Source organism: Streptomyces sp. NPDC058701 (assembly GCF_042715295.1).
GTDB lineage: Bacteria > Actinomycetota > Actinomycetes > Streptomycetales > Streptomycetaceae > Streptomyces.
In genome coordinates this window covers 110,637-134,674 of record NZ_JBHXSY010000020.1, presented here as the reverse complement: position 1 = coordinate 134,674, position 24,038 = coordinate 110,637, and the positions used below count along the sequence as shown (strand labels likewise).

At 72.8% G+C, this 24,038-nt stretch carries 12 protein-coding genes and 1 tRNA gene; 9 read left to right on the top strand and 4 right to left on the bottom strand.

Going from position 1 to position 24,038, the window contains the following annotated elements:
- Window positions 1-58 precede the first annotated feature (58 nt).
- Window positions 59-134 (top strand) — tRNA-Thr (locus tag ACFWW8_RS22210).
- 128 nt (window positions 135-262) lie between these two features.
- Here the strand turns inward: ACFWW8_RS22210 and ACFWW8_RS22205 are convergent.
- The gene (locus ACFWW8_RS22205) at window positions 263-2,848 is read right to left on the bottom strand and encodes a SpoIIE family protein phosphatase (RefSeq protein WP_386530663.1); all 2,586 of its coding nucleotides are present in this window, start codon (window positions 2,846-2,848) and stop codon (window positions 263-265) included.
- Window positions 2,849-3,016: 168 nt separating this feature from the next.
- On the opposite strand from ACFWW8_RS22205, the gene ACFWW8_RS22200 reads away from it, so the two are divergent.
- The 8 genes from ACFWW8_RS22200 (at window position 3,017) to ACFWW8_RS22165 (ending at window position 16,979) form a co-directional block, all read left to right on the top strand.
- A complete protein-coding gene (locus tag ACFWW8_RS22200) occupies window positions 3,017-8,533 on the top strand; it encodes a HAMP domain-containing protein (RefSeq protein WP_386530662.1) in 5,517 nt (1,838 codons plus the stop codon).
- Window positions 8,534-8,806: 273 nt separating this feature from the next.
- Window positions 8,807-9,487 (top strand): two-component system response regulator, encoded by a 681-nt coding sequence (locus ACFWW8_RS22195; RefSeq protein WP_386530661.1) that lies wholly within the window; start codon window positions 8,807-8,809, stop codon window positions 9,485-9,487.
- 253 nt (window positions 9,488-9,740) lie between these two features.
- A complete protein-coding gene (locus ACFWW8_RS22190; RefSeq protein ID WP_386530660.1) occupies window positions 9,741-12,512 on the top strand; it encodes a DNA translocase FtsK in 2,772 nt (923 codons plus the stop codon).
- A 223-nt stretch (window positions 12,513-12,735) separates the two neighbouring features.
- Window positions 12,736-13,644: a RodZ domain-containing protein gene (locus ACFWW8_RS22185; RefSeq protein WP_386530671.1), complete on the top strand. Its 909-nt coding sequence runs from the start codon at window positions 12,736-12,738 to the stop codon at window positions 13,642-13,644.
- Between the two features lie 123 nt (window positions 13,645-13,767).
- Window positions 13,768-15,261: a 30S ribosomal protein S12 methylthiotransferase RimO gene (gene rimO, locus ACFWW8_RS22180; protein ID WP_383928271.1), complete on the top strand. Its 1,494-nt coding sequence runs from the start codon at window positions 13,768-13,770 to the stop codon at window positions 15,259-15,261.
- Window positions 15,258-15,914, top strand: coding sequence for a CDP-diacylglycerol--glycerol-3-phosphate 3-phosphatidyltransferase (gene pgsA, locus ACFWW8_RS22175; RefSeq protein WP_386530659.1), 657 nt, complete (start codon window positions 15,258-15,260; stop codon window positions 15,912-15,914). The genes rimO and pgsA overlap by 4 nt, the downstream gene beginning before the upstream one ends.
- Window positions 15,915-15,979: 65 nt before the next feature.
- On the top strand, window positions 15,980-16,489 hold the full coding sequence (locus ACFWW8_RS22170; protein WP_386530670.1) for a CinA family protein: 510 nt from the start codon (window positions 15,980-15,982) through the stop codon (window positions 16,487-16,489).
- Between the two features lie 109 nt (window positions 16,490-16,598).
- Window positions 16,599-16,979 carry a helix-turn-helix domain-containing protein gene (locus tag ACFWW8_RS22165; RefSeq protein WP_069922226.1) on the top strand — a complete coding sequence of 127 codons (381 nt, stop codon included), beginning with the start codon at window positions 16,599-16,601 and terminating at the stop codon, window positions 16,977-16,979.
- A 440-nt stretch (window positions 16,980-17,419) separates the two neighbouring features.
- On the opposite strand, the gene ACFWW8_RS22160 is transcribed toward ACFWW8_RS22165, so the two are convergent.
- From ACFWW8_RS22160 to ACFWW8_RS22150, 3 genes are all read right to left on the bottom strand, one after another.
- Entirely contained in the window at window positions 17,420-18,280 is an 861-nt protein-coding gene (locus ACFWW8_RS22160; RefSeq protein WP_386530658.1) for an SDR family NAD(P)-dependent oxidoreductase, read from the bottom strand.
- A complete protein-coding gene (locus ACFWW8_RS22155) occupies window positions 18,281-19,084 on the bottom strand; it encodes an Fpg/Nei family DNA glycosylase (protein WP_386530657.1) in 804 nt (267 codons plus the stop codon).
- Between the two features lie 356 nt (window positions 19,085-19,440).
- The gene (locus ACFWW8_RS22150; RefSeq protein WP_386530656.1) at window positions 19,441-24,030 is read right to left on the bottom strand and encodes an ATP-dependent helicase; all 4,590 of its coding nucleotides are present in this window, start codon (window positions 24,028-24,030) and stop codon (window positions 19,441-19,443) included.
- Window positions 24,031-24,038: the final 8 nt, after the last annotated feature.

Here is a 24,038-nt window from a genome sequence, read left to right as displayed (position 1 = left end):
GCGCCGATGGTACTGCAGGGGGGACCCTGTGGGAGAGTAGGACGCCGCCGAACAACCCGCCCTTTTAGCTCAGTCGGTAGAGCGTCTCCATGGTAAGGAGAAGGTCAACGGTTCGATTCCGTTAAAGGGCTCCAACAAAGAAGGCCCCCACCATTCGGTGGGGGCCTTCTTGCGTTTCCGGGCTCGCCGGCCAGAGGGCACCGGCCAGCCGCAGCCCGTTCGCGCGGAGACCGTACCAACGGGCTGCTCAGGGGCGTGCGCGCTAGTCGCCCTCGCGGGGCTGGGGGACGCGGAGGGCCAGGATGGCCATGTCGTCCGAGGCCGGCTCGGCCGCGAAGCGCTCGACCGCCCGCAGGACGCGGGACGCGACCGCGCCGGCGGTGAGGCCCGTGCAGGTGGTCAGGACCTCCGCCAGGCCGTCGTCGCCGAGCATGCGGGTTCCCTCACGGCGCTCCGTCACGCCGTCCGTGACGCACAGCAGGACGTCGCCCGGATCCAGGGTGAGGGTCTGCTCGTACAGCTCCAGGTCCTCGATCACGCCCAGCAGGGGCTGCGGATCGGCCGCCGGGATGACCTCGCCGTTCGGTCGCAGCCGCAGGGGGAGCGGATGGCCGGCGCAGACGACCTTCATGAGGGCGCCACCGTCGGGCTGGGGGTGCAGCTCGCCGTACAGAAGGGTGAGGAAGCGGCTGCGGGCGCCCTCGTCGAGGATGGCCGCGTTCAGCCGCTCCAGGACCGCGGCGGCGCCGAGGCCCTCGCGGGCCAGGAGGCGCAGGGCATGCCGGGCCAGGCCGGTGACGGCCGCGGCCTCCGGGCCCGTACCGCAGACGTCGCCGATGGCGAAGCCGTACGCGCCGTCGCGGATCGGGAAGACGTCGTAGAAGTCGCCGCCCACGTCGTTGCCCTCGCCCGCCGCGCGGTAGATGACCTCGACCTCCATGCCGGGAATGGCGGGGGAGTCGGGCGGCAGCAGACTGCGCTGGAGGGCGCGGCTGATCGCGGTGCGCTCGGAGTACAGGCGGGCGTTGTCCAGGGCGAGGGCGGCCCGGCGGGAGAGGTCTTCCGCAAGTTCGAGGATCTCCTGGCGGAAGTGCTCCTCGGACGGTTTGCCGAGCGTCAGCAGGCCGATCACGCGGTTGCGGGCCAGGAGGGGGAGCACGACGGTCTCTCCGCCGACGGCCCGGGCGGTCTCGGGCCACGGGCGGGCGCCGGCCTCGCGGACCGGTTCCGGCGCGCTGACCCGGGAGAGGAGCTCCTTGAGACCGTCGATGCGCTCCTCGTCCTCGTGGAGGACGTAGGAGAGGAACGGGTCCGAGGACTGGTCGGCGATCGTGTAGACGGCACACCAGGTGGCGAGCGTCGGGACGGTCATCTGGGCCATGAGGGCCAGGGTCTGGTCCCGGTCGAGGGTGCCCGCCAGCAGGTCGGAGGCCTCGACGAGGAAGGACAGGGAGCCGCGGCGCAGGCGTTCCAGTTCGCCGAGCCGGGCGGACTCCACGGCGAGCGCGATGCGGTCGGCGGCGAACTGGAGGCGCAGCGCCTCCTCGTTGGAGTAGCGGCCCGGGACCTCCGCGGCCACGCCGAGGGAGCCGGTGAGCCGGCCCTCAACCTTGAGCGGGACGGTGATGACCGAGCGCATGCCGGTCGACTCCAGCAGCGGTACGGCCCCGGGGACGGCCGTCAGGTCGTCGTGGACGGCGGGCATCCGGGCCGAGCCGTACCGGTTGGTGCCGGCCTCGACGGGGACGCGGGCGAAGCGCTGGCGGGTGGAGGGCAGGCCGGTCGTGGCCCGGACCTCCAGCTCGGTCTCGTCGTCGGTGGCCAGCAGCAGGAAGGCGGCGTCGGCGTCGAGGAGGTCGCGGGCCCGTTCGACGGTGCGCTGGAGCAGCCCGTCGAGGTCGTCGGGGGCGGGGGAGCCGATGAACACCTCGAAGGGGTCCGCGGGGCGGGGCTCGGTGAGCTGGCCGCTGTCGGCGCCCGGGATCCGTGACGGGGTCTGGAGGAGGGCGCGCTCGTCGTCGTGGACGAGGAGACAGACGATGGAGGGCTCGCCGTGGGCGTCGCGGACCCGCAGGTGGGAGGCGTAAACGGGGATGACGCGGCCGTCGGCGCCGCGAATGCCGTAGCTGCCCTCCCAGCGGGAGAGGCGCAGGGCCTCGGCGATGCCGGTGCCCGTGCCGGGGGTCTGCGGCCAGGCGGCGAGCTCGGCGAGCGGGCGCCCCACGGCCTTCTCGGAGGGATGGCCGAAGATGTGCTCCGCGTCCTCGTTCCAGGCGGAGACGGCGTCGTCGCCGTCGATCTGCAGGACGGCGACGCGGACCCGGCTGTCGGCGAGCGGCAGCATCTGGTCGGGGATGACGGGCCCCGCCGAGCGGGTACCGACCGGCCGGTCTGGAAGGTCGATGCGGAACCAGACGTGCTTGTGCGTGGCCGTGTACTCGACGCCCCAGCGGGTGGCCAGCGCGGCGCAGAGCATCAGCCCGCGGCCGTTCTCGCGGTCGGGGTCGGCGTACGGGCGTTCACCGGGGTGCTGGAGCGGCAGCTCCCGCTCCGGGTACCGGTCGGCGACCTCGACCCGTACGCCGTCCTCCGCGCGCAGGCACAGGACCTCGGCCCGGGTTCCGGCGTGGACCACGGCGTTGGTGACGAGCTCGCTCGTGAGCACCACCGCGTCGTCGACGATGTCCGCGAAGCCCCAGCCGTGCAGGGTGTCGCGGACGAACGCGCGGGCTGCGGCGACCGAACGCCCGAGGGGGTCGAAACTGGCAGCCGCCCGTGCCGTGATCACGAGTCTCCTTCGACGCGGTTGGACATCGGGTGCCAGGTTACTTACCTTCGCGGTCGGCATGGTGCCGTCGTCGGGGAATCCACCCGCAGGGTACGGCCGGTGTGCGATGGTGCCGAAGTGTTATGGCCGGGTTCGGCCAGGGTGAAACACTGGGCAGGCTTGGAGAGCCGGCTCGCGAGGAGTCCGGTGTCCGGTGGAACAGTGGTCGACCCTTTCGGGAGGGACACGGTGGAGTCTGGCGCAGCGGTGCGGCGTACGGGAACGCGGCCGAAGGGCGGACGTTCCCGGCGCAGTGGCACGACGGAGGTCGATACCGCCGCCCTGAACCGGCTGCTCACGGCCCTGGTGTCGATGCGGGACGGGAACTTCCGCAAGCGGCTGACGGTGTCCGGCGACGGGGTGATGGCGGAGATCGCCGCCGTCTACAACGAGGTCGCCGACCGGAACCTGCACCTGACCGGGGAACTGTCCCGCGTCAGGCGGATGGTGGGCCGTGAGGGCAAGCTGAGCGAACGGCTGGAAACAGGTGCCTGCGAGGGCTCCTGGGCGGCCGCGATCGACGCCTCGAACCAGCTGGTCGACGACCTCGCCCGCCCGGTGTCCGAGGTGGGCCGGGTGCTGTCCGCGGTCGCCGAGGGCGACCTGGACCAGCGGATGGACCTGCGGACGCAGGCCGCCGAGGGAGCCGGGCACCCGCTGCGCGGGGAGTTCCTGAAGGTCGGCCGTACGGTCAACAACCTGGTCGACCAGCTGTCCGCGTTCACCGACGAGGTGACCCGCGTGGCGCTGGAGGTCGGTACCGAGGGCAAACTGGGCGGGCAGGCCCAGGTCCGGGGGATGTCGGGTTCCTGGAAGGACCTGACCGACTCCGTCAACACGATGGCGTACCGGCTCACCGCCCAGGTACGTGACATTGCTCTCGTCACGACCGCCGTGGCGAAGGGCGATCTGTCGCGCAAGGTCACCGTGCACGTGGCCGGCGAGATGCTCCAGCTGAAGAACACCGTGAACACGATGGTGGACCAGCTGTCGTCCTTCTCCTCCGAGGTGACGCGCGTCGCCCGCGAGGTGGGTACGGAGGGCGAGCTGGGCGGCCAGGCGAAGGTGCCCGGCGTCGCGGGCGTCTGGAAGGACCTGACCGACTCGGTCAACACCATGGCCGGGAACCTGACGGCCCAGGTGCGCGGGATCGCCCAGGTGACGACGGCGGTCGCGAACGGCGACCTGTCGCAGAAGGTCCGGGTGAGCGCGCGCGGCGAGGTGGCGCAGCTGGCCGAAACGATCAACCAGATGACCGAGACGCTGCGGACCTTCGCCGACGAGGTCACCCGGGTGGCCAGCGAGGTCGGTGCGAAGGGCCTGCTCGGCGGGCAGGCGCAGGTGCCGGGGGCCGCCGGAACGTGGAAGGACCTCACCGACTCGGTGAACACGGTCTTCCGCAACCTCACCACCCAGGTGCGGGACATCGCGCAGGTGACGACGGCGGTCGCGAACGGCGACCTGTCGCAGAAGGTCACGGTCGACGTGGCCGGCGAGATGCTGGAGCTGAAGAACACCGTCAACACGATGGTGGACCAGCTCCAGTCCTTCGGCGCCGAGGTGACGCGCGTGGCCCGTGAGGTCGGCGTCGAGGGCGAACTGGGCGGGCAGGCGCAGGTGCCGGGGGCCGCGGGTACCTGGAAGGACCTCACCGACTCGGTGAACACCGCCTTCCGCAACCTGACCGGCCAGGTGCGCAACATCGCGCAGGTGACGACGGCGGTGGCCAACGGCGACCTGTCGCAGAAGGTCACCGTGGACGTCTCCGGCGAGATGCTCCAGCTGAAGAACACCGTGAACACGATGGTCGACCAGCTGTCCTCCTTCGCCGACCAGGTCACGCGGATGGCCCGGGACGTGGGGACGGAGGGCCGCCTAGGCGGTCAGGCCCGCGTGGAGGGGGTGTCCGGTACCTGGAAGGAGCTGACCGACTCGGTCAACTTCATGGCCGGGAACCTGACCTCGCAGGTGCGCCAGATCGCCCAGGTGACCACGGCGGTGGCGCGCGGCGACCTGTCGCAGAAGATCGACGTGGACGCCCGGGGCGAGATCCTGGAGTTGAAGAACACCATCAACACGATGGTCGACCAGCTCTCGGCCTTCGCTGAGCAGGTGACGCGGGTCGCCCGGGACGTGGGGACGGAGGGCCGTCTCGGCGGTCAGGCCCAGGTGCCCGGCGTGGCCGGCGTGTGGCGGGACCTGACGGACTCGGTGAACGGCATGGCCGGGAACCTGACCTCGCAGGTCCGCAACATCGCCCAGGTCGCCACCGCGGTGGCGCGCGGCGACCTGTCGCAGAAGATCGACGTGGACGCCCGGGGCGAGATCCTGGAGCTGAAGAACACCCTGAACACGATGGTCGACCAGTTGTCGAACTTCGCGGAGCAGGTGACCCGGGTCGCCCGGGAGGTCGGCACCGAGGGCATCCTCGGCGGGCAGGCCGAGGTCAAGGGTGTCTCCGGCACCTGGAAGGACCTCACGCAGTCCGTCAACTTCATGGCCAACAACCTGACCTCGCAGGTCCGCAACATCGCCGAGGTCACCACGGCGGTCGCCATGGGCGACCTGTCGAAGAAGATCACCGTCGACGCGAAGGGCGAGATCCTGGAGCTGGTGACCACCGTGAACACGATGGTGGACCAGCTGTCCTCGTTCGCGGAGCAGGTGACCCGGGTGGCCCGCGAGGTGGGCACCGAGGGCATCCTCGGCGGGCAGGCCAGGGTGCGCGGGGTCACCGGCATCTGGAAGGACCTCAGCGACAACGTCAACACCATGGCCGGGAACCTGACGGCCCAGGTGCGCGGGATCGCGCAGGTCTCGGCGGCGGTGGCCAACGGCGACCTGACGAAGAAGGTCACCGTCGAGGCGCGGGGCGAGGTCGCCCAGCTCGCGGACACCGTGAACACGATGGTGAAGACCCTGTCGTCGTTCGCGGACGAGGTCACGCGCGTGGCCCGCGAGGTGGGCACCGAGGGCCGGCTCGGCGGCCAGGCGCACGTGCCGGGCGTATCGGGGACGTGGAAGGACCTCACCGACTCGGTGAACTTCATGGCCTCCAACCTCACCGGTCAGGTGCGGCAGATCGCCATGGTCACGACCGCCATCGCCAAGGGCGACATGACCAAGAAGATCGACATCGATGCCCGGGGCGAGATCCTGGAGCTCAAGACGACCATCAACACGATGGTCGACCAGCTGTCCTCCTTCGCCGACCAGGTCACCCGGGTCGCCCGCGAGGTGGGCACGGAGGGCATCCTCGGCGGTCAGGCCCGCGTCCGGGACGTCGACGGCACGTGGCGGGACCTCACCGAGTCCGTGAACGAGATGGCCGGCAACCTCACCCGGCAGGTCCGCGCGATCGCGGCCGTGGCCACCGCGGTGACCCGCGGCGACCTCAGCCTGAAGGTCGACGTGGACGCGGCGGGGGAGATCCAGGTCCTCCAGGACAACATCAACACGATGATCGTCAACCTCCGCGACACCACCCTCGCCAACAAGGAGCAGGACTGGCTCAAGGGCAACCTCGCCCGGATCTCGGCCCTGATGCAGGGGCGCCGGGAGCTGGACGACGTGGCCAAGCTGATCATGAGCGAGCTCACCCCGGTGGTCTCGGCGCAGCACGGCGCCTTCTTCCTGGCGCTGCCGGCGGGCGGGACCACCGAGATCGGGACGGAGGGGGGCGCGGACGGTTCGTACGAGCTGCGGATGCGCGGGAGTTACGCGTACGCCGGGGGTCAGATGCCGACGTCCTTCCGGCCGGGGGAGGGTCTGATCGGGACCGTCGCCGAGGAGAAGCGGACGATCCTCGTCGAGAACACCCCTCCCGGCTACCTGCGGATCTCCTCGGGGCTCGGCGAGGCGCCGCCGGCGCACGTGATCGTGCTGCCGGTGCTCTTCGAGGGGAAGGTGCTCGGCGTCATCGAGCTGGCGTCCTTCACTCCCTTCACGCAGATCCAGAAGGACTTCCTCAGCCAGATCGCCGAGATGATCGGCACGAGCGTCAACACCATCAGCGTCAACTCCAAGACGGAGATGCTGCTGAAGCAGTCGCAGGAGATGACCGAGCAGCTGCGGGAGCGCTCCGACGAGCTGGAGAACCGGCAGAAGGCCCTGCAGGCCGCCAACGCGGAGCTGGAGGAGAAGGCGGAGCTGCTGGCCCAGCAGAACCGGGACATCGAGGTGAAGAACACCGAGATCGAGGAGGCCCGGCAGGTCCTGGAGGAGCGGGCCGAGCAGCTCGCGGTCTCGATGCGCTACAAGAGCGAGTTCCTGGCGAACATGTCGCACGAGCTGCGGACCCCGCTCAACTCGCTGCTGATCCTGGCCAAGCTGCTCGCCGACAACGCGGACGGGAACCTGTCGCCGAAGCAGGTGGAGTTCGCCGAGACGATCCACGGCGCCGGGTCCGACCTGCTGCAGCTGATCAACGATATCCTCGACCTGTCGAAGGTCGAGGCGGGCAAGATGGACGTCTCGCCGACGCGGATCGCGCTGGTCCAGCTCGTGGACTACGTGGAGGCCACCTTCCGGCCGCTGACCGCGGAGAAGGGGCTCGACTTCTCGGTACGGGTCTCCCCGGAGCTGCCCGCCACCCTGCACACCGACGAGCAGCGGCTGCTGCAGGTGCTGCGCAACCTGCTGTCGAACGCGGTGAAGTTCACCGACACCGGGGCGGTGGAGCTGGTGATCCGGCCCGCCGGAGCGGATGTTCCCACGGCGATCCGGGAGCAGTTGCTGGAAGCCGGGTCGCTGCGCGAGGCGGACGGGGACCTGATCGCCTTCTCGGTGACGGACACCGGGATCGGGATCGCGGCGAGCAAGATGCTGGTGATCTTCGAGGCGTTCAAACAGGCCGACGGGACGACGAGCCGCAAGTACGGCGGCACGGGTCTCGGGCTGTCCATCAGCCGGGAGATCGCCCGGCTGCTGGGCGGTGAGATCCACGCGGCGAGCGAGCCGGGCCGCGGGTCCACCTTCACGCTGTACCTGCCGCTGCACCCGAGCGAGCTGCCCCCGCAGGGGTACGCGCCGCCCGCGCCCGGCGGGGCGCGCGGCGAGCTGTACCGCAGGCCGGCGGACGAGCCGAGGCCGGAGCTTCCGCCGGTCGCGGCGGCGCCGGTGCAGGCCCAGCCGGTGCGGGCCTCGCTGCCGGCCGCCGAGCATGCGGGGCAGGGGGGCGGTCCGGGCGCGCTGTTCCGGCGGCGGCGCAAGGCGGCGAGCGACCAGGAGCCGCGTACAGCCGTGCCGGGGCAGCCCGGCACGGTGGGCGCCGAGGACGGCTGGGGCAACGCGGAGGAAGAGCTTCCGGTGGTCCCGCGGACGTACGACTTCCGGGGCGAGCAGGTGCTCATCGTGGACGACGACGTACGCAACGTGTTCGCGCTCACCAGTGTGCTGGAGCAGCACGGGCTGTCCGTGCTGTACGCGGAGAACGGCCGGGAGGGCATCGAGGTCCTGGAGCAGCACGACGACGTGACGGTCGTCCTGATGGACATCATGATGCCCGAGATGGACGGGTACGCGACGACGTCGGCGATCCGGCGGATGCCGCAGTTCGCGGGGCTGCCGATCATCGCGCTGACGGCGAAGGCGATGAAGGGCGACCGGGAGAAGGCGATCGACTCCGGGGCCTCCGACTACGTCACCAAGCCCGTCGACCCCGACTTCCTGTTGTCCGTGATGGAGCAGTGGATGCGGGGAAAGTGAGTCGGGGCGGGCATACGCAGGGCAAGGGCCGCCGCCGGGCGGCCGCAGGCGCGTGGGCGGACGGCGGGCGGGGAACCTTCTGGCACCCCGCCGCGTTTCCGCTTCGTGCACAGTGACATCTTGGTGACAGGGTGTGGCGATCTCGGGACTGGGGCTACGATGACCGGCACAAGGACGGACGGCGCAAGGATGCCGTCCTCTGGGGCGGGGCCCGGCGCACAGGCCGGAGCCAGGAGCCGGGGAGGCCCCATGCCGGGGCGAGGAGGACAGGGCATGGTGCAGAAGGCCAAGATCCTCCTGGTCGACGACCGGCCGGAGAATCTGCTGGCGCTGGAGGCCATCCTCTCCGCGCTCGATCAGACACTGGTCCGGGCGTCGTCCGGGGAGGAAGCGCTCAAGGCGCTGCTGACGGACGATTTCGCGGTCATCCTGCTGGATGTGCAGATGCCGGGGATGGACGGGTTCGAGACGGCCGCGCACATCAAGCGGCGGGAGCGGACCCGGGACATCCCGATCATCTTCCTCACCGCGATCAACCACGGTCCGCACCACACGTTCCGCGGGTACGCGGCGGGTGCGGTGGACTACATCTCGAAGCCCTTCGACCCCTGGGTGCTGCGGGCCAAGGTGTCGGTCTTCGTGGAGCTGTACACGAAGAACTGCCAACTGCGCGAGCAGGCGGCGCTGCTGCGGCTCCAGCTGGAGGGCGGCGGCTCCGACGGCGTGGACGCCAGCAAGGAGACGGCCGGACTGCTGGCCGAGCTGTCCGCGCGGCTCGCGGCGGTCGAGGAGCAGGCGGAGGCACTGACCAAGCAGCTCGGCGAGGACTCGGCCGACGCCGCGGTGGTGGCGACCGCCGCCCACCTGGAGCGCAAACTGACCGGGCTGCGACGGGCGCTCGACGCGCTGGAGCCCGGTACCGGCGGTGGAGCGATGCTGCCCGCCCAGGGCTGAACCGGACGACCGGCTCCGCCGCAGCGGGGTACCGCGGTCGTGCGGCCGCCGGGCTCCGTCCCCGGCCTTCGGCCGCTGCCCGGCGAAGGAGCCCGGCCGACGAGCCCGCCAGGCGAAGGAGCCCGGCCGGAAGGCGTACTGGGCGTGCGTCAGGTCTGGCGGCGCGTCAAAGCGCCGCCGGTGCGGGCGACACGAACGGGTGAAGGGGTGGGCACGCGTGTCCACCGGCGTGCGCACCGGTAACCTCGGCCCCATGGCCTCACGTACGTCCGGTAAGGGTTCCCCGAGCACCGCGAAGGGCCGCACCGGCCGTACGACGGCGCCGGCGAAGAAAGCGGCTCCCGCGCGCAAGCCTCCCGCGAAGAAGGCCGCGGCCGCTCGGCGCGCCCCGGTCAAGAAGGTCGCGGCCAGGCCCGCGCCCTCCCCGACCGGCGGTGTGGTGCGGCTGGTGCGCGCCGTCTGGCTCGGCTGCGCGCACGCGGTCGGCGCGGTCTTCCGCGGCATCGGCCAGGGCGCCAGGAACCTCGACCCGGCCCACCGCAAGGACGGCCTGGCGCTGCTGCTGCTCGCCCTCGCGCTGATCGTCGCCGCCGGAACCTGGTCGAACCTGAACGGTCCCGTCGGAGACCTGGTCACCATGCTGGTCACCGGGGCCTTCGGCCGGCTCGACCTGCTCGCGCCGGTCCTGCTCGGGGTCATGGCGGTGCGCTTCATCCGCCACCCCGAGCAGGCCGACGCCAACGGGCGCATCGGCGTCGGGCTCTCCGCCCTGGCCGTCGGCGTCCTGGGCCTGGTCCACATCGCGTGCGGGGCTCCCGGCCGCGACGAGGGCACCACCGCCATGCAGGACGCGGGCGGACTCATCGGCTGGGCCGCCTCCAAGCCGCTGATCTTCACGATGGGCGCCCCGCTCGCCGTGCCCATGCTGGTGCTGCTGACGGTCTTCGGACTGCTGGTGGTCACCGCGACCCCGGTCAACGCGATCCCGCAGCGGCTGCGGCGGCTCGGCATCCGGCTCGGGATCATCGCGCCGAACGAGTACGACGAGGACTACGGGGACCGGGAGGCCGGCGCGGCCCCCGGCGAGCGGCACGACCCGGAGCGGTGGCGGGTCCGCGGCGGCGCCGACGCGCTGTCCGGCGACCCGGCGGACGTCGCCGAGGAGGAGGCGCTCGCCCGGCGCCGCCGCCCGCGGCGCGGCTCGGCCCGGCCGGCCATGGACCGCGAGATGGACGCCGTCGACGTGGCCGCCGCGGCGGCCGCCGCGCTGGACGGCGGGCTGCCGCCGTCGCCGCTCGTCGCCGACCTGACCCAGGGGATCACCCCCGACCGGGAGGGCGCGGAGCCGACCGCACCGGTGCCGCCGGCGCGCGCGGAGCGCCCCGTACCGGCCGCTCCCACGACGGCTCCCGCGGCGCCGTCGGCCGGGGAGCCGCACGACACCACCGCGGCGGTGTCCGGGACGCTGGCGGTGCCCGACCTGACCAAGGCCGCGCCGGAGAAGAGCCAGCCGCTGCCGCCGCGCGCCGAGCAGCTCCAGCTGCGCGGGGACATCACGTACTCGCTGCCGTCGCTGGACCTGCTGGAGCGCGGTGGCCCCGGCAAGACGCGCAGCGCCGCGAACGACGCCGTCGTCAGCTCCCTGACGAACGTGTTCACCGAGTTCAAGGTCGACGCGAAGGTCACCGGCTTCACCCGGGGTCCGACGGTCACCCGCTACGAGGTGACCCTGGGCGCGGCCGTGAAGGTCGAGCGGATCACGGCGCTGGCGAAGAACATCGCCTACGCGGTGGCGTCCCCGGACGTCCGGATCATCAGCCCGATCCCCGGCAAGTCGGCGGTCGGCATCGAGATCCCGAACACCGACCGCGAGATGGTCAACCTCGGCGACGTCCTGCGCCTCGCGGACGCGGCGGAGGACGACCACCCGATGCTCGTCGCCCTCGGCAAGGACGTCGAGGGCGGCTACGTCATGGCCAACCTGGCCAAGATGCCGCACGTGCTGGTGGCGGGCGCCACCGGCTCCGGCAAGTCCTCCTGCATCAACTGCCTGATCACCTCGGTGATGGTCCGCGCGACCCCGGAGGACGTCCGGATGGTGCTGGTGGACCCCAAGCGCGTCGAGCTGACGGCTTACGAGGGCATCCCGCACCTGATCACGCCGATCATCACCAACCCGAAGCGGGCCGCCGAGGCCCTGCAGTGGGTCGTGCGCGAGATGGACCTGCGCTACGACGACCTGGCCGCCTTCGGGTACCGGCACATCGACGACTTCAACCAGGCCATCCGGGACGGCAAGATCAAACTGCCGCCGGGCAGTGAGCGCGAGCTGAGCCCGTACCCGTACCTGCTGGTGATCGTCGACGAGCTCGCCGACCTGATGATGGTGGCCCCGCGCGACGTCGAGGACTCCATCGTCCGGATCACGCAGCTGGCCCGTGCGGCCGGCATCCACCTGGTGCTCGCCACGCAGCGGCCCTCGGTGGACGTCGTCACCGGCCTGATCAAGGCGAACGTGCCCTCACGGCTCGCCTTCGCCACCTCCTCCCTCGCGGACAGCCGGGTCATCCTCGACCAGCCGGGTGCCGAGAAGCTGATCGGCAAGGGCGACGGGCTGTTCCTGCCGATGGGTGCCAACAAACCGGTCCGCCTCCAGGGCGCCTTCGTCACCGAGGACGAGATCGCCGGGATCGTGCAGCACTGCAAGGACCAGATGGCGCCCGTCTTCCGGGACGACGTCACGGTCGGGCAGAAGCAGAAGAAGGAGATCGACGAGGACATCGGCGACGACCTGGACCTGCTGTGCCAGGCGGCGGAGCTCGTGGTCACCACGCAGTTCGGCTCCACCTCGATGCTCCAGCGCAAACTGCGGGTGGGTTTCGCCAAGGCAGGCCGGCTCATGGACCTGATGGAGTCCCGCGGGATCGTCGGCCCGAGCGAGGGCTCCAAGGCCCGCGACGTGCTGCTCAAGGCCGACGAGCTGGACGGACTGCTCGCGGTCATCCGCGGGGAGGCTCACCCGTAAGGCAGCGGCGAGCAACCGTTTCCCCCGGGCGCGCGTCAAGTTGAACGGAGGTGGCGGCACCGCGCGCACGGCCACGTGCACGGCGCAGGGCCGCCGCGCCGGAAACGGATCTTCCTTTGCCATTCGGATGGCGTAGGAAGTGCACCCTCCGGTTGCTCCACCCTTTCGTCACCCCCCTAGACTGGACATCCAGCAGGTGGCTACACGCTCGAAAGGCGCCCTCGTGTCCATCGGCAACTCCAACTCCCCCGAAGACGAGCGTCCTTCGACCGACGACCGGTCCGAGGACCGCATCGTCGAACGCTCCGTCGAAGGACCGTCCATCGGGACGGCCCTCAAGCAGGCCCGGATCGCCGCCGGGCTCACCGTCGACGAGGTCAGCTCCACCACCCGCGTGCGCATCCCGATCGTGCACGCGATCGAAGAGGACGACTTCACGCGCTGCGGCGGCGACGTTTACGCCCGCGGCCACATCCGTACGCTCGCCCGCGCCGTCAGCCTCGATCCGGCACCCCTGATCGAGAGCTACGACGCGGCCCACGGCGGCCGGCCGGCACCCACCCCCGCCGCGCCGATGTTCGAAGCCGAGCGCATCCGCCCCGAGAGGCAGCGGCCCAACTGGACCGCCGCCATGGTCGCCGCCATCGTCGCCGTGATCGGCTTTGTCGGGTTCACCGCCTTCGGCGGCGGCGACGACAAGGCCAAGCAGCCGGTGGCGGATGGTTCCGCCGCCCCGCAGCCCGCACCCAAGCAGTCCGGCGGCAAGCAGCCGGCGCCCCAGCCCCCGAAAGCCTCCCCGAGCCCGAAGGCGCCCACGCCGGCGCCGTCGGACAGCGCCATCGCGGCCGCGCCCAAGGACCTCGTCACGGTCGTCCTGACGGCGGACACCGGCGAGAGCTGGATCTCCGCGAAGGACCACAGCGGTCGTCTCCTCTTCGACGGCACCCTCACGCAGGGTGAGTCCAAGACGTTCACCGACAAGGAGTCCGTCGACCTCGTGCTCGGCGACGCCGGGGCGGTGAAGCTCTTCGTGAACGGCAAGGAGATCAAGGACGACTTCCAGCCCGGCCAGGTGGAACGTCTCACCTACACCAGGGAAGACCCCTCCCAGGGGCAGCCGCAGGCGGGCTGACCAGGGCCGCCGCCAGGCGGAACGTTCGATCCGGGATCCCCGGGGTGCTGCGCCGCACTCCGGGGATCTTGTCGTGGGGGGAGTGGGCGGGGGCCGCCGCCCGGACGAAGTAGTCTTGAGTCCATGCCCGAACGCCGTACCGTCGCCCTTGTCACTCTTGGCTGCGCCCGTAACGAGGTGGACTCGGAGGAGCTCGCAGGCCGCTTGGCGGCGGATGGCTGGGAGCTCGTCGAGGACGCCGCGAACGCGGACGTAGCCGTCGTCAACACCTGCGGCTTCGTCGAAGCCGCCAAGAAGGACTCCGTAGACGCCCTGCTGGAAGCCAACGATCTCAAGGATCAGGGCCGGACCCAGGCCGTCGTCGCCGTCGGCTGCATGGCCGAGCGCTACGGCAAGGAACTCGCCGAAGCGCTCCCCGAGGCGGACGGCGTGCTCGGCTTCGACGACTACGCCGACATCTCCGACCGCCTGCAGACCATCCTCAACGGTGGCATCCACGCCTCCCACACCCCGCGCGACCGGCGCAAGCTGCTGCCGATCAGCCCCGCGGAGCGCCAGGACACCGCGGTCGCGCTCCCCGGCCACGCCCAGGAGCCCGCTCCCGCGCCGGCCGACCTCCCCGACGGCCTCGCGCCCGCCTCCGGGCCGCGCGCGCCCCTGCGCCGCCGTCTGGACAAGAGCCCCGTCGCCTCGGTCAAGCTGGCCTCCGGCTGTGACCGGCGCTGCTCCTTCTGCGCCATCCCGTCCTTCCGCGGCTCCTTCATCTCCCGCCGTCCCAGCGACGTGCTGGGCGAGACCCGCTGGCTGGCCGAGCAGGGTGTCAAGGAGGTCATGCTCGTCTCCGAGAACAACACCTCGTACGGCAAGGACCTCGGCGACATCCGCCTGCTGGAGACCCTGCTGCCGGAACTCGCCGCGGTGGACGGCATCGAGCGCGTCCGCGTCAGCTACCTCCAGCCCGCCGAGATGCGGCCCGGCCTGATCGACGTGCTGACCTCGACCCCCAAGGTCGTCCCGTACTTCGACCTGTCCTTCCAGCACTCGGCCCCCGACGTGCTGCGCGCGATGCGCCGCTTCGGTGACACCGACCGGTTCCTGGAGCTGCTGGACACCATCCGCACCAAGGCCCCGCAGGCCGGCGTCCGGTCCAACTTCATCGTCGGCTTCCCCGGCGAGAAGGAGTCGGACTTCGCCGAGCTGGAGCGTTTCCTCACCCACGCGCGGCTCGACGCCATCGGCGTCTTCGGCTACTCCGACGAGGACGGCACCGAAGCCGTCACCTACGAGAACAAGCTCGACGCCGAGACCATCGCCGAGCGCCTCGCCCACATGCAGCGCCTCGCCGAGGAGCTCACCTCGCAGCGCGCGGAGGAGCGGATCGGGGAGACCCTGGAGGTACTCGTCGAGACGGTCGTGCCGCTCGACGAGGCGGAGGAGGGCGAGGGCGCCTACGGACGCGCCGCCCACCAGGCTCCGGAGACCGACGGGCAGGTCGTCTTCACGGACGGCGCCGGCCTGGTCCCCGGGCGCATCGTCACGGCGAAGGTGGTCGGCACCCTCGGCGTGGACCTGGTGGCCGAGCCCCTGGGCCTGGAGTTCGAGGAGGCGGCCGGATGACCGGAGTCCCGGCACCTGCGGCGGGCGGGACCGGCCGCCGGCCCGTGCCCGGCGCAAAGCTCGGGACTGCGGCCGTCAATCAGGCCAGCCTGTGGAACATCGCCAACATCCTGACGATGATCCGGCTCGTACTGGTGCCGGGATTCGTCCTGCTGCTGCTCGCCGACGGCGGATACGACCCCGTCTGGCGGGCGTGGGCGTGGGCGGCGTTCGCCGTCGCCATGATCACGGACATCTTCGACGGACACCTGGCCCGTACGTACAACCTGGTCACGGACTTCGGCAAGATCGCCGACCCGATCGCCGACAAGGCGATCATGGGGTCCGCGCTGATCTGCCTCTCCTGGCTGGGCGACCTCCCCTGGTGGGTGACCGGGGTGATCCTCGGACGGGAGCTCGGGATCACGCTGCTGCGCTTCTGGGTGATCCGGCACGGGGTGATTCCGGCCAGCCGGGGCGGCAAGATGAAGACCCTGGCCCAGGGCACGGCCGTGGGCATGTACGTCCTCGCGCTGACCGGGCCGCTGGCGACCCTGCGCTTCTGGGTGATGGCGCTCGCCGTCGTGCTGACCGTCGTCACCGGTTTGGATTACATCCGCCAGGCACTCGTCCTGCGCCGGGCGGGCATCGCCGCGGAGCGGGCCGCACGGTGACGCACGCGGTGGGGGAACCGTCCCCCCTGTCGGACGGTTCGGCCCGGGGGCCTGCCGGGGTCGATGTGGCGCGGGTGGCCGCGGAGGTGCTGCGGCTGCTCGCGGAGAGTGACCAGACGCTCGCCGTGGCGGAATCGCTGACCGGCGGCATGGTCGCGTCCGAGCTCACGGCCGTCCCGGGTGCCTCCCGGTCCTTCCGCGGCTCCGTGACGGCGTACGCCACGGAACTCAAGCACCGCGTCCTGGGCGTGGACGCGGAGCTGCTCGCGGCCGAGGGTGCGGTGAACGCGCAGGTCGCCGAGGAGATGGCGGCCGGGGTGCGCCGGGTGATGGGCGCTTCGTGGGGGATCGCGACCACCGGGGTGGCCGGTCCGGACCCGCAGGACGGCCGGCCGGTGGGCACCGTCTTCGTCTCCGTTTCGGGTCCGGAGGGCGGGAAAACGGCCCGGCTGAGGTTGAACGGCTCCCGTACGGAAATTCGTAGGGAGAGTGCACGCACAGTGCTCGAACTTCTCTCAAGCCAACTCCGCGAGAATGCGCGGGGGCAGGATACGGAACAGAACGGGGGGATTTGATGTTTGCAGCCCTGAGTGAACACGACATCGCTCCCCGCACGGCCGCGGCGCGAGGCGGTACGGTGGGGCGTGAAGGATGCGGCTACACGGTCAGAGGAGGGAGCCACCGATGATTCTGCTCCGTCGCCTGCTGGGTGACGTGCTGCGTCGGCAGCGCCAGCGCCAGGGCCGTACTCTGCGCGAAGTCTCCTCGTCGGCCCGAGTTTCGCTCGGCTATCTCTCCGAGGTGGAGCGGGGGCAGAAGGAGGCATCCTCCGAGTTGCTCTCCGCGATCTGCGACGCGCTGGACGTACGGATGTCCGAGCTGATGCGCGAAGTCAGTGACGAACTGTCGCTGGCCGAGCTGGCACAGTCGGCCGCGGCAAGCGAACCGGTGAGCGTACCGGTCCGCCCGATGCTCAATTCGGTCTCCATGGCTTCGGTCACGGCCGGACCGGAGCGGGTGACCATCAAGGCGCCTGCGGAAGCGGTGAATGTCGTAGCCGCGTGAGCGAGCACGTGAGCGTGTGAGTGTGGCCGGAGCCCCGGCCGGTGCGTCGCGCACCGGCCGGGGCTCCGTGCCGTTCTGGGTGCGGGGGCGAGGGGGGTGCGGGAGGATGGGGCTTCCGGGTCCCGGCCCCAGGGAGGTAGCCGTGCGGCGGTCGCTGCGCACATCCGTCGCTCAGGCCCTCGCGCTGGCGGTGGGCGTGCTGTGGTGGTGGGCCGTGCTGCGCCTCGTCTTCGCACCTGCCGATGCGGGCCCCGTGGAGGGCGCGGTGGCGGTGGGCGGGTGGGGGCTGGGGCTCCTGCCGGTGCACTGCGCGCCGGGTCCGGTACGGAAGGCCAGACGGGGCGCCGGGGTGGCTGCGGCCGCCGCGGTGGGCGCGACCGGGGTGCACGGCATGCCCGGCGGGGGCGGGGTGCGGATGGCCGGGGGTGGCGGGGGAACCGCTACCAGGGCATCGCGACTCCGCCGTTCGGGCGAAGAATCTGGCCGGTCATGAAGGACGAGGCGTCGGAGGCCAGGTAGAGCACGGCCTGGGCGATGTCCTCGGGCTCGCCGACCCGGCGCAGCGGGGACATCCGGATCATCATCGCCTCGGTCTGCTGCTGGGCCTCGGGGCTGTGGCGGCCGGTCATCGGGGTGCGGATCCAGCCGGGGGCGACGGCGTTGACCCGGATGCCGTGCGGGCCGGCCTCGGTGGCGAGGGTCTTGGTGAGCTGGACGACCGCTGCCTTGGCGGCGCTGTAGCAGAGCAGGCCGGGCTGGGCGGCGTCCACGGCGCCGGAGGCCATGGTGACGATCGAGCCGGGGCGGTCCGCGGCGATCATGGAGCGGGCCGCCTCCTGGCAGGTGCGCAGGACGCCCTTGAAGTTGACGTCCAGGATCCGGTCGAGGTCCTCGTCGGCCGTCTCCAGCACGCTGCTCGTGTGCATGACCCCGGCTATCGCGGCGGCGATGTCGAGGGGGCCCGCCGCGGCGACGGCGGCGCGGAGCGCGCCCCGGTCGGTGACGTCGAGGGGGTGGACGGTGGCGGCGCCGCCGGCCCCGGCGACGAGGGCGGCCGTCTCGGCGAGGCCGGGTTCGTCGCGGTCGGCGCAGTGCACGTGCGCGCCCGCCCCGGCGAGGGCGAGGGCGGTGGCGCGGCCGATGCCGCTGGCGGCGCCGGTGATCAGGGCGGTGCGGCCGGTGAGGTCGTGGGGGGTGGATGCCGTGGGCGGAGCGGACGGAGCAGGCGTGGGCGCGGGTGTGGGTGCGGGCGCGGGTGTGGGCATGCCGGGACCGTACGACCGAATCTGACGGAGCGTCAACTAGGGGGTGGGCCCGGCCTGACAGCTGGGACACCAGTACGTGGGGCGGCCGTCCTGCTCGGCTTCGCGGACGGGGGTGCCGCAGCGCAGGCAGGGGCGGCGGGCACGGCCGTACACGAACAGGTCGGGGCCGGGGCGGCCGATGCCCGTGGTGTTGCGGCGGCCGCCCGCCCGGTGGCCGATGTTCGCGGCGAGGAGGCGCTGGGCCGCGGCGGCGATGCGGGGCAGGGTCGCCGGGGGGTCGGGGAGGGAGCCGACGGGGGTCCAGGGGGTGGCCCGGGCCAGGAAGCAGAGCTCGGACTTGTAGATGTTGCCGATGCCCGCGAGGTTGCGCTGGTCGAGGAGGGCCTCGCCGAGCGGGCGGCCGGGGGCCGCGAGGAGGTTCGCCGCCGCCCGGTCGGGGTCCCAGTCCGGGCCGAGGAGGTCGGGGCCGAGGTGGCCCACGGCCTGGTCCTCGTCGGCGGTCCGGATCAGCTCCAGAACGGGGAGGCGGTACCCGACGGCGGTGTGCTCGGCGGTGCCGAGGACCGCGCGGACCTCGTAGTCGGGGCCGCCGCGCCAGCGGGCTCCCGCGGGGAACACGTGCCAGGCGCCGTCCATGCGGAGGTGGCTGTGGAGGGTGAGACCGCCTTCGAACCGTGCGAGGAGGTGCTTGCCGCGGGGGGTGACGTCGAGCGTGGTGCGGCCGGTGAGGTCGGCGGTGGCGAAGCGGGGGACGCGGAGGTCGCTGCGGGTGAGGGGACGGCCCGCGAGGGCCGCGTGGAGTCGGGCGGCGGCGCGGTGGACGCTGTCTCCTTCGGGCATGCGGACATTGTCGCGCGGCGGCGGACCCTGTGCCGGGACCCGCACCGGGGGCGCGGCCTCCGGGCGGGGGTCCACCGAGCGCGGCCGGGGCGGCGGCGGGCTGCGGTGTCCCCGGGCGGGCCGGTGGTGGCGAACGCCGTGCCGGCCGTGCCCGGGGCCCGTGGGGCGGACCGCTGCGCCGGTCACTGCCGGCCCGCTGTCCGCTGCCCGCTGCGTCCCGGGGCCGGAGCATCGGGGTGTCCGCTGTCGCCGCACCGGATGCCCGGCGCGGGCCCGTGGGGCGGTGCGCCGGCGGGCAGCCGGCCATGGCGGAGTCGCAGCCCTCCGCCGCACGGCCGTCGGGAGGGCCGCGGCCGTCAGGTGCGCAGGCGCAGGCCCCGGGGGGTGGCGTGGAAGCCGGAGGCTTCCAGGGGCGGGCCGTACGGGGACGTCAGGGAGGCGGCCGCGTTGACGCGCTCCACCGTCAGGGCCGGAACGGTGCCCGTGCGGGCGGCGCCGGCCAGGGCTCCGACCGCCGACGTGAGGCGGGGGTCCTCCGGCGGGGGCCAGGCGAGGAGGGTCTTGCCGCCGCGCTCCACGTACAGGGTGAGTTCGCCGTCGACCAGCACCACCAGGGAGCCCGCCTTGCGGCCGGGCTTGTGGGTGGCCCCCTCCGGGGGCTCCGGCCAGGGCAGGGCCGCGCCGTACGCGTTCGCGGGGTCGGCCGCGGCGAGGACCACCGCCACCAGCGGCGGCGGGGTGCGCTCGGCGGCCCGGAGCCGGTCCACCGCGCCGTCCATCGCGAACTGCGCGGCTCCCAGTCCCTCCACCACGTAGCCCCGGCGGGCCTGGCCGCTGTCCTCGAAGGCCGACAGGATGCGGTAGACCGCGCTGAAGCCGCCCTCCACGCCCTCCGCCGCCACCGCTCCGCGGGTGACCACGCCGTGGCGGTCCAGGAGCGTACGGGCCAGGGCGTGGGCGCGGTGGGTGGGGTCCGGAGCCGGGACGGGCAGGAGGGACCAGCGGCCCGACACGGTCGGCGGGCCGGTGCGGGACACGGTGGCGCTGAGGGTGCCGTAGCGGCCGCGGGGGACCGTCCGGCGGGCCCGGTGGGCCGTCGCGCCCGCCGTGCGGCCCGAGCCCAGCAGGGAGCGCAGCGGAGCCAGGGTGTCGTTCGTGAGCCGGCCCGACCAGGCCAGGTCCCACAGCGCCTGGGACAGCGCGAGATCCGACGCCTCGGGGTGGCCCGCCCGCACGGAGTCGGTGATCTGGCGGAAGAACAGCCCGTACCCCCCGGCCAGGGAGTCCAGGACCGCCTGGTGGAGCGGGCCGGTCTCCAGGGGGTGCGGCGGGGGCAGGAGCAGCGGGGCCGCGTCCGCCAGGTACAGCGAGACCCAGCCGTCCTTGCCCGGGAGCGCCCCGGCGCCCGCCCAGACGACCTCGCCCGCGGTGGTCAGGTCGTCCAGCAGGGCGGGGGAGTAGCCCGCGACCCGGGAGGGCAGGATCAGGCGCTCCAGCGCGGACGCCGGCACCGGGGCGCCCTGGAGCTGTTCCACCGCCCGGGCCAGGCCGTCGATGCCGCGCAGGGCGCCGCCCACGTGCTGCCACTGCGGGAGGAAGGTGGCCAGCGAGGTCGGCGGGACCGGTTCGAGCTCCTGGCGGAGCGCGGCCAGCGACCGGCGGCGGAGCCGGCGCAGCACCGTCGCGTCGCACCACTCCTGGCCGATGCCCGCCGGGTGGAACTCGCCCTGGACCACCCGGCCCGCCGCCGCGAGCCGGTGCAGCGCCCCCTCGGTGACCGCCGCGCCCAGCCCGAAGCGGGCCGCCGCCGCGGCCGTCGTGAACGGCCCGTGGGTGCGGGCGTACCGGGCGAGGAGGTCCCCGAGGGGGTCCTTGACCGGCTCCGTGAACGCCTCCGGGACACCGACCGGGAGCGCCGTGCCCAGCGCGTCCCGCAGCCGGCCCGCGTCCTCGACCGCCGCCCAGTGGTCCTGCCCGCCGATCCGGACGGAGATCGCGCGCCGGGCCGCGGACAGGTCGGCGGCCCAGGCCGGATCCGCGCCGCGCTCGGCCAGCTCGGCGGCGGTGAGCGGGCCCAGCAGGCGCAGCAGGTCGGCCACCGACTCGGCGTCCTTCGCCCGGCGGTCCTCGGTGAGCCACTGGAGCTCCCGCTCCAGTTCCTCCAGCACCTGGGCGTCGAGCAGCTCGCGCAGCTCGGCCTGGCCCAGCAGCTCGGCCAGCAGGCGCGAGTCGAGCGACAGCGCGGCCGCCCGGCGTTCGGCGAGGGGCGAGTCGCCCTCGTACAGGAACTGCGCGACGTAGCCGAAGAGGAGCGAGCGGGCGAACGGCGAGGGCTCCGGGGTGGTGACCTCGACGAGGCGGACGCGACGGGCCTCGATGTCGCCCATCAGCTCGGTCAGGCCGGGCACGTCGAAGACGTCCTGGAGACATTCCCGTACGGCTTCCAGCACGATCGGGAAGGAGCCGAACTCGGAAGCGACCTGGAGCAGCTGGGACGCGCGCTGGCGCTGCTGCCACAAGGGGGTGCGCTTGCCGGGACTGCGCCGCGGCAGCAGCAGGGCGCGGGCCGCGCACTCGCGGAAGCGGGAGGCGAACAGGGCCGAGCCACCGACCTGGTCGGTGACGATCTGGTTGACGTCGCCCCGGTCGAAGACGACGTCGGCCGCGCCGAGCGGGGCCTGCTCGTCGCCGAACTCGAAGGCCGGCGCGCCCGCCGGGTCGTGGTCCAGGAGGTCCATGGACAGCAGGTCGGCGTCCGGCAGGCGCAGCACGATGCCGTCGTCGGCGTGCATGACCTGGGCGTCCATGCCGTACTTCTCGGCGAGGCGGGCGCTGAGCGCCAGCGCCCACGGGGCGTGCACCTGCGCGCCGAAGGGGGAGTGGACGACGACCCGCCAGTCGCCCAGCTCGTCGCGGAAGCGCTCCACGAGGATGGTCCGGTCGTCCGGTACGTGGCCGCAGGCCTCGCGCTGCTCGGCGAGGTACGCCTGGAGGTTCTCCGCGGCCCAGCCGTCGAGGCCGGCCGCCAGCAGCCGCAGCCGGGCGTCCTCGGCGGAGAGGGCGCCCAGTTCGCGCAGGAACGCGCCGACCGCGCGCCCCAGCTCCAGCGGGCGGCCCAGCTGGTCGCCCTTCCAGAACGGCAGCCGGCCCGGCACCCCGGGGGCCGGGGTGACGAGGACCCGGTCGCGGGTGATGTCCTCGATCCGCCAGGACGTGGTGCCCAGGGTGAACACGTCCCCGACGCGGGACTCGTACACCATCTCCTCGTCCAGCTCGCCGACCCGCCCGCCGCCCTTCTTCGGGTCGGACCCGGCGAGGAAGACGCCGAAGAGGCCGCGGTCCGGGATGGTGCCGCCCGAGGTGACCGCGAGGCGCTGGGCCCCGGGCCGGCCGGTGACCGTCCCGGCCACCCGGTCCCACACCACGCGCGGCCGCAGCTCGGCGAACGCGTCCGACGGGTAGCGGCCCGCCAGCATGTCCAGTACCGCGGTGAACGCCGACTCGGGCAGCGCGGCGAAGGGCGCCGCCCGCCGCACCAGCGCGATGAGCTCGTCCACCTGCCAGGTGTCCATCGAGGTCATCGCGACCAGCTGCTGCGCGAGGACGTCGAGCGGGTTGGAGGGGATGCGCAGGGACTCGATCGAACCGGTGCGCATCCGCTCGGTGACCACGGCGGCCTGCACGAGGTCGCCCCGGTACTTGGGGAAGACGACCCCGGTGGACACCGCGCCCACCTGGTGGCCGGCGCGGCCCACGCGCTGCAGCCCCGAGGCCACCGAGGGCGGCGACTCCACCTGCACCACCAGGTCCACGGCGCCCATGTCGATGCCGAGCTCCAGGCTGGAGGTGGCGACGACGGCGGGCAGCCGGCCCGCCTTCAGGTCCTCCTCCACGAGGGCCCGCTGCTCCTTGGACACCGATCCGTGGTGCGCGCGGGCCAGCAGCGGCGGGACGCCCTGGGAGGCGCCCGACTGGGCCATGATCTCGGCCGGCGGCGAGCCCTCGGGGAGCTTCTCGCCCATGGCGCGCTCGTACGCGATCTCGTTGAGCCGGTTGCAGAGCCGCTCGGCGAGCCGGCGGGAGTTGGCGAACACGATCGTCGAGCGGTGCGCCTGGACGAGGTCGGCGATCCGCTCCTCCACGTGCGGCCAGATGGACGGCTTGTCGCCGCCCTCGCGCCCCTCGGTGGCCGGGGAGCCGCCCAGCTCGCCCATGTCCTGCACCGGTACGACCACCGACAGGTCGAACTCCTTCGTGGACGGCGGCTGGACGATCTCCACCTTGCCCCGCGGCGCCAGGTACCGGGCGACCTCGTCCACCGGGCGGACCGTCGCGGAGAGCCCGATGCGGCGCGCGGGGCGCGGCAGCAGCTCGTCCAGCCGTTCCAGGGACAGGGCGAGGTGCGCGCCGCGCTTGGTGCCGGCGACGGCGTGCACCTCGTCCAGGATCACCGTCTCGATCCCGGCCAGGGCGTCCCGGGCGGCCGAGGTCAGCATCAGGAACAGCGACTCGGGCGTGGTGATGAGGATGTCCGGCGGGCGGGTGGCCAGGGAGCGCCGCTCGGCGGGCGGGGTGTCCCCCGAACGGATCCCGACGCGGATCTCCGGCTCGGGCAGCCCGAGCCGCACCGATTCCTGGCGGATGCCGGTCAGCGGGCTGCGCAGGTTGCGCTCGACGTCCACGGCCAGCGCCTTCAGCGGCGACACGTACAGCACCCGGCAGCGCTTCTTCGGCTCGGCCGGCGGCGGCGTCGAGGCGAGCTGGTCGAGGGCGGCGAGGAAGGCGGCCAGCGTCTTGCCCGAGCCGGTGGGCGCCACGACGAGCACGTCCGAGCCCTCGCCGATCGCCCGCCACGCGCCCTCCTGGGCCGAGGTGGGCAGGGCGAAGGCCCCCGTGAACCAGGAGCGGGTCGCGGGGGAGAACGATGCGAGCGCGGAGCCGACCATCCCCCCAT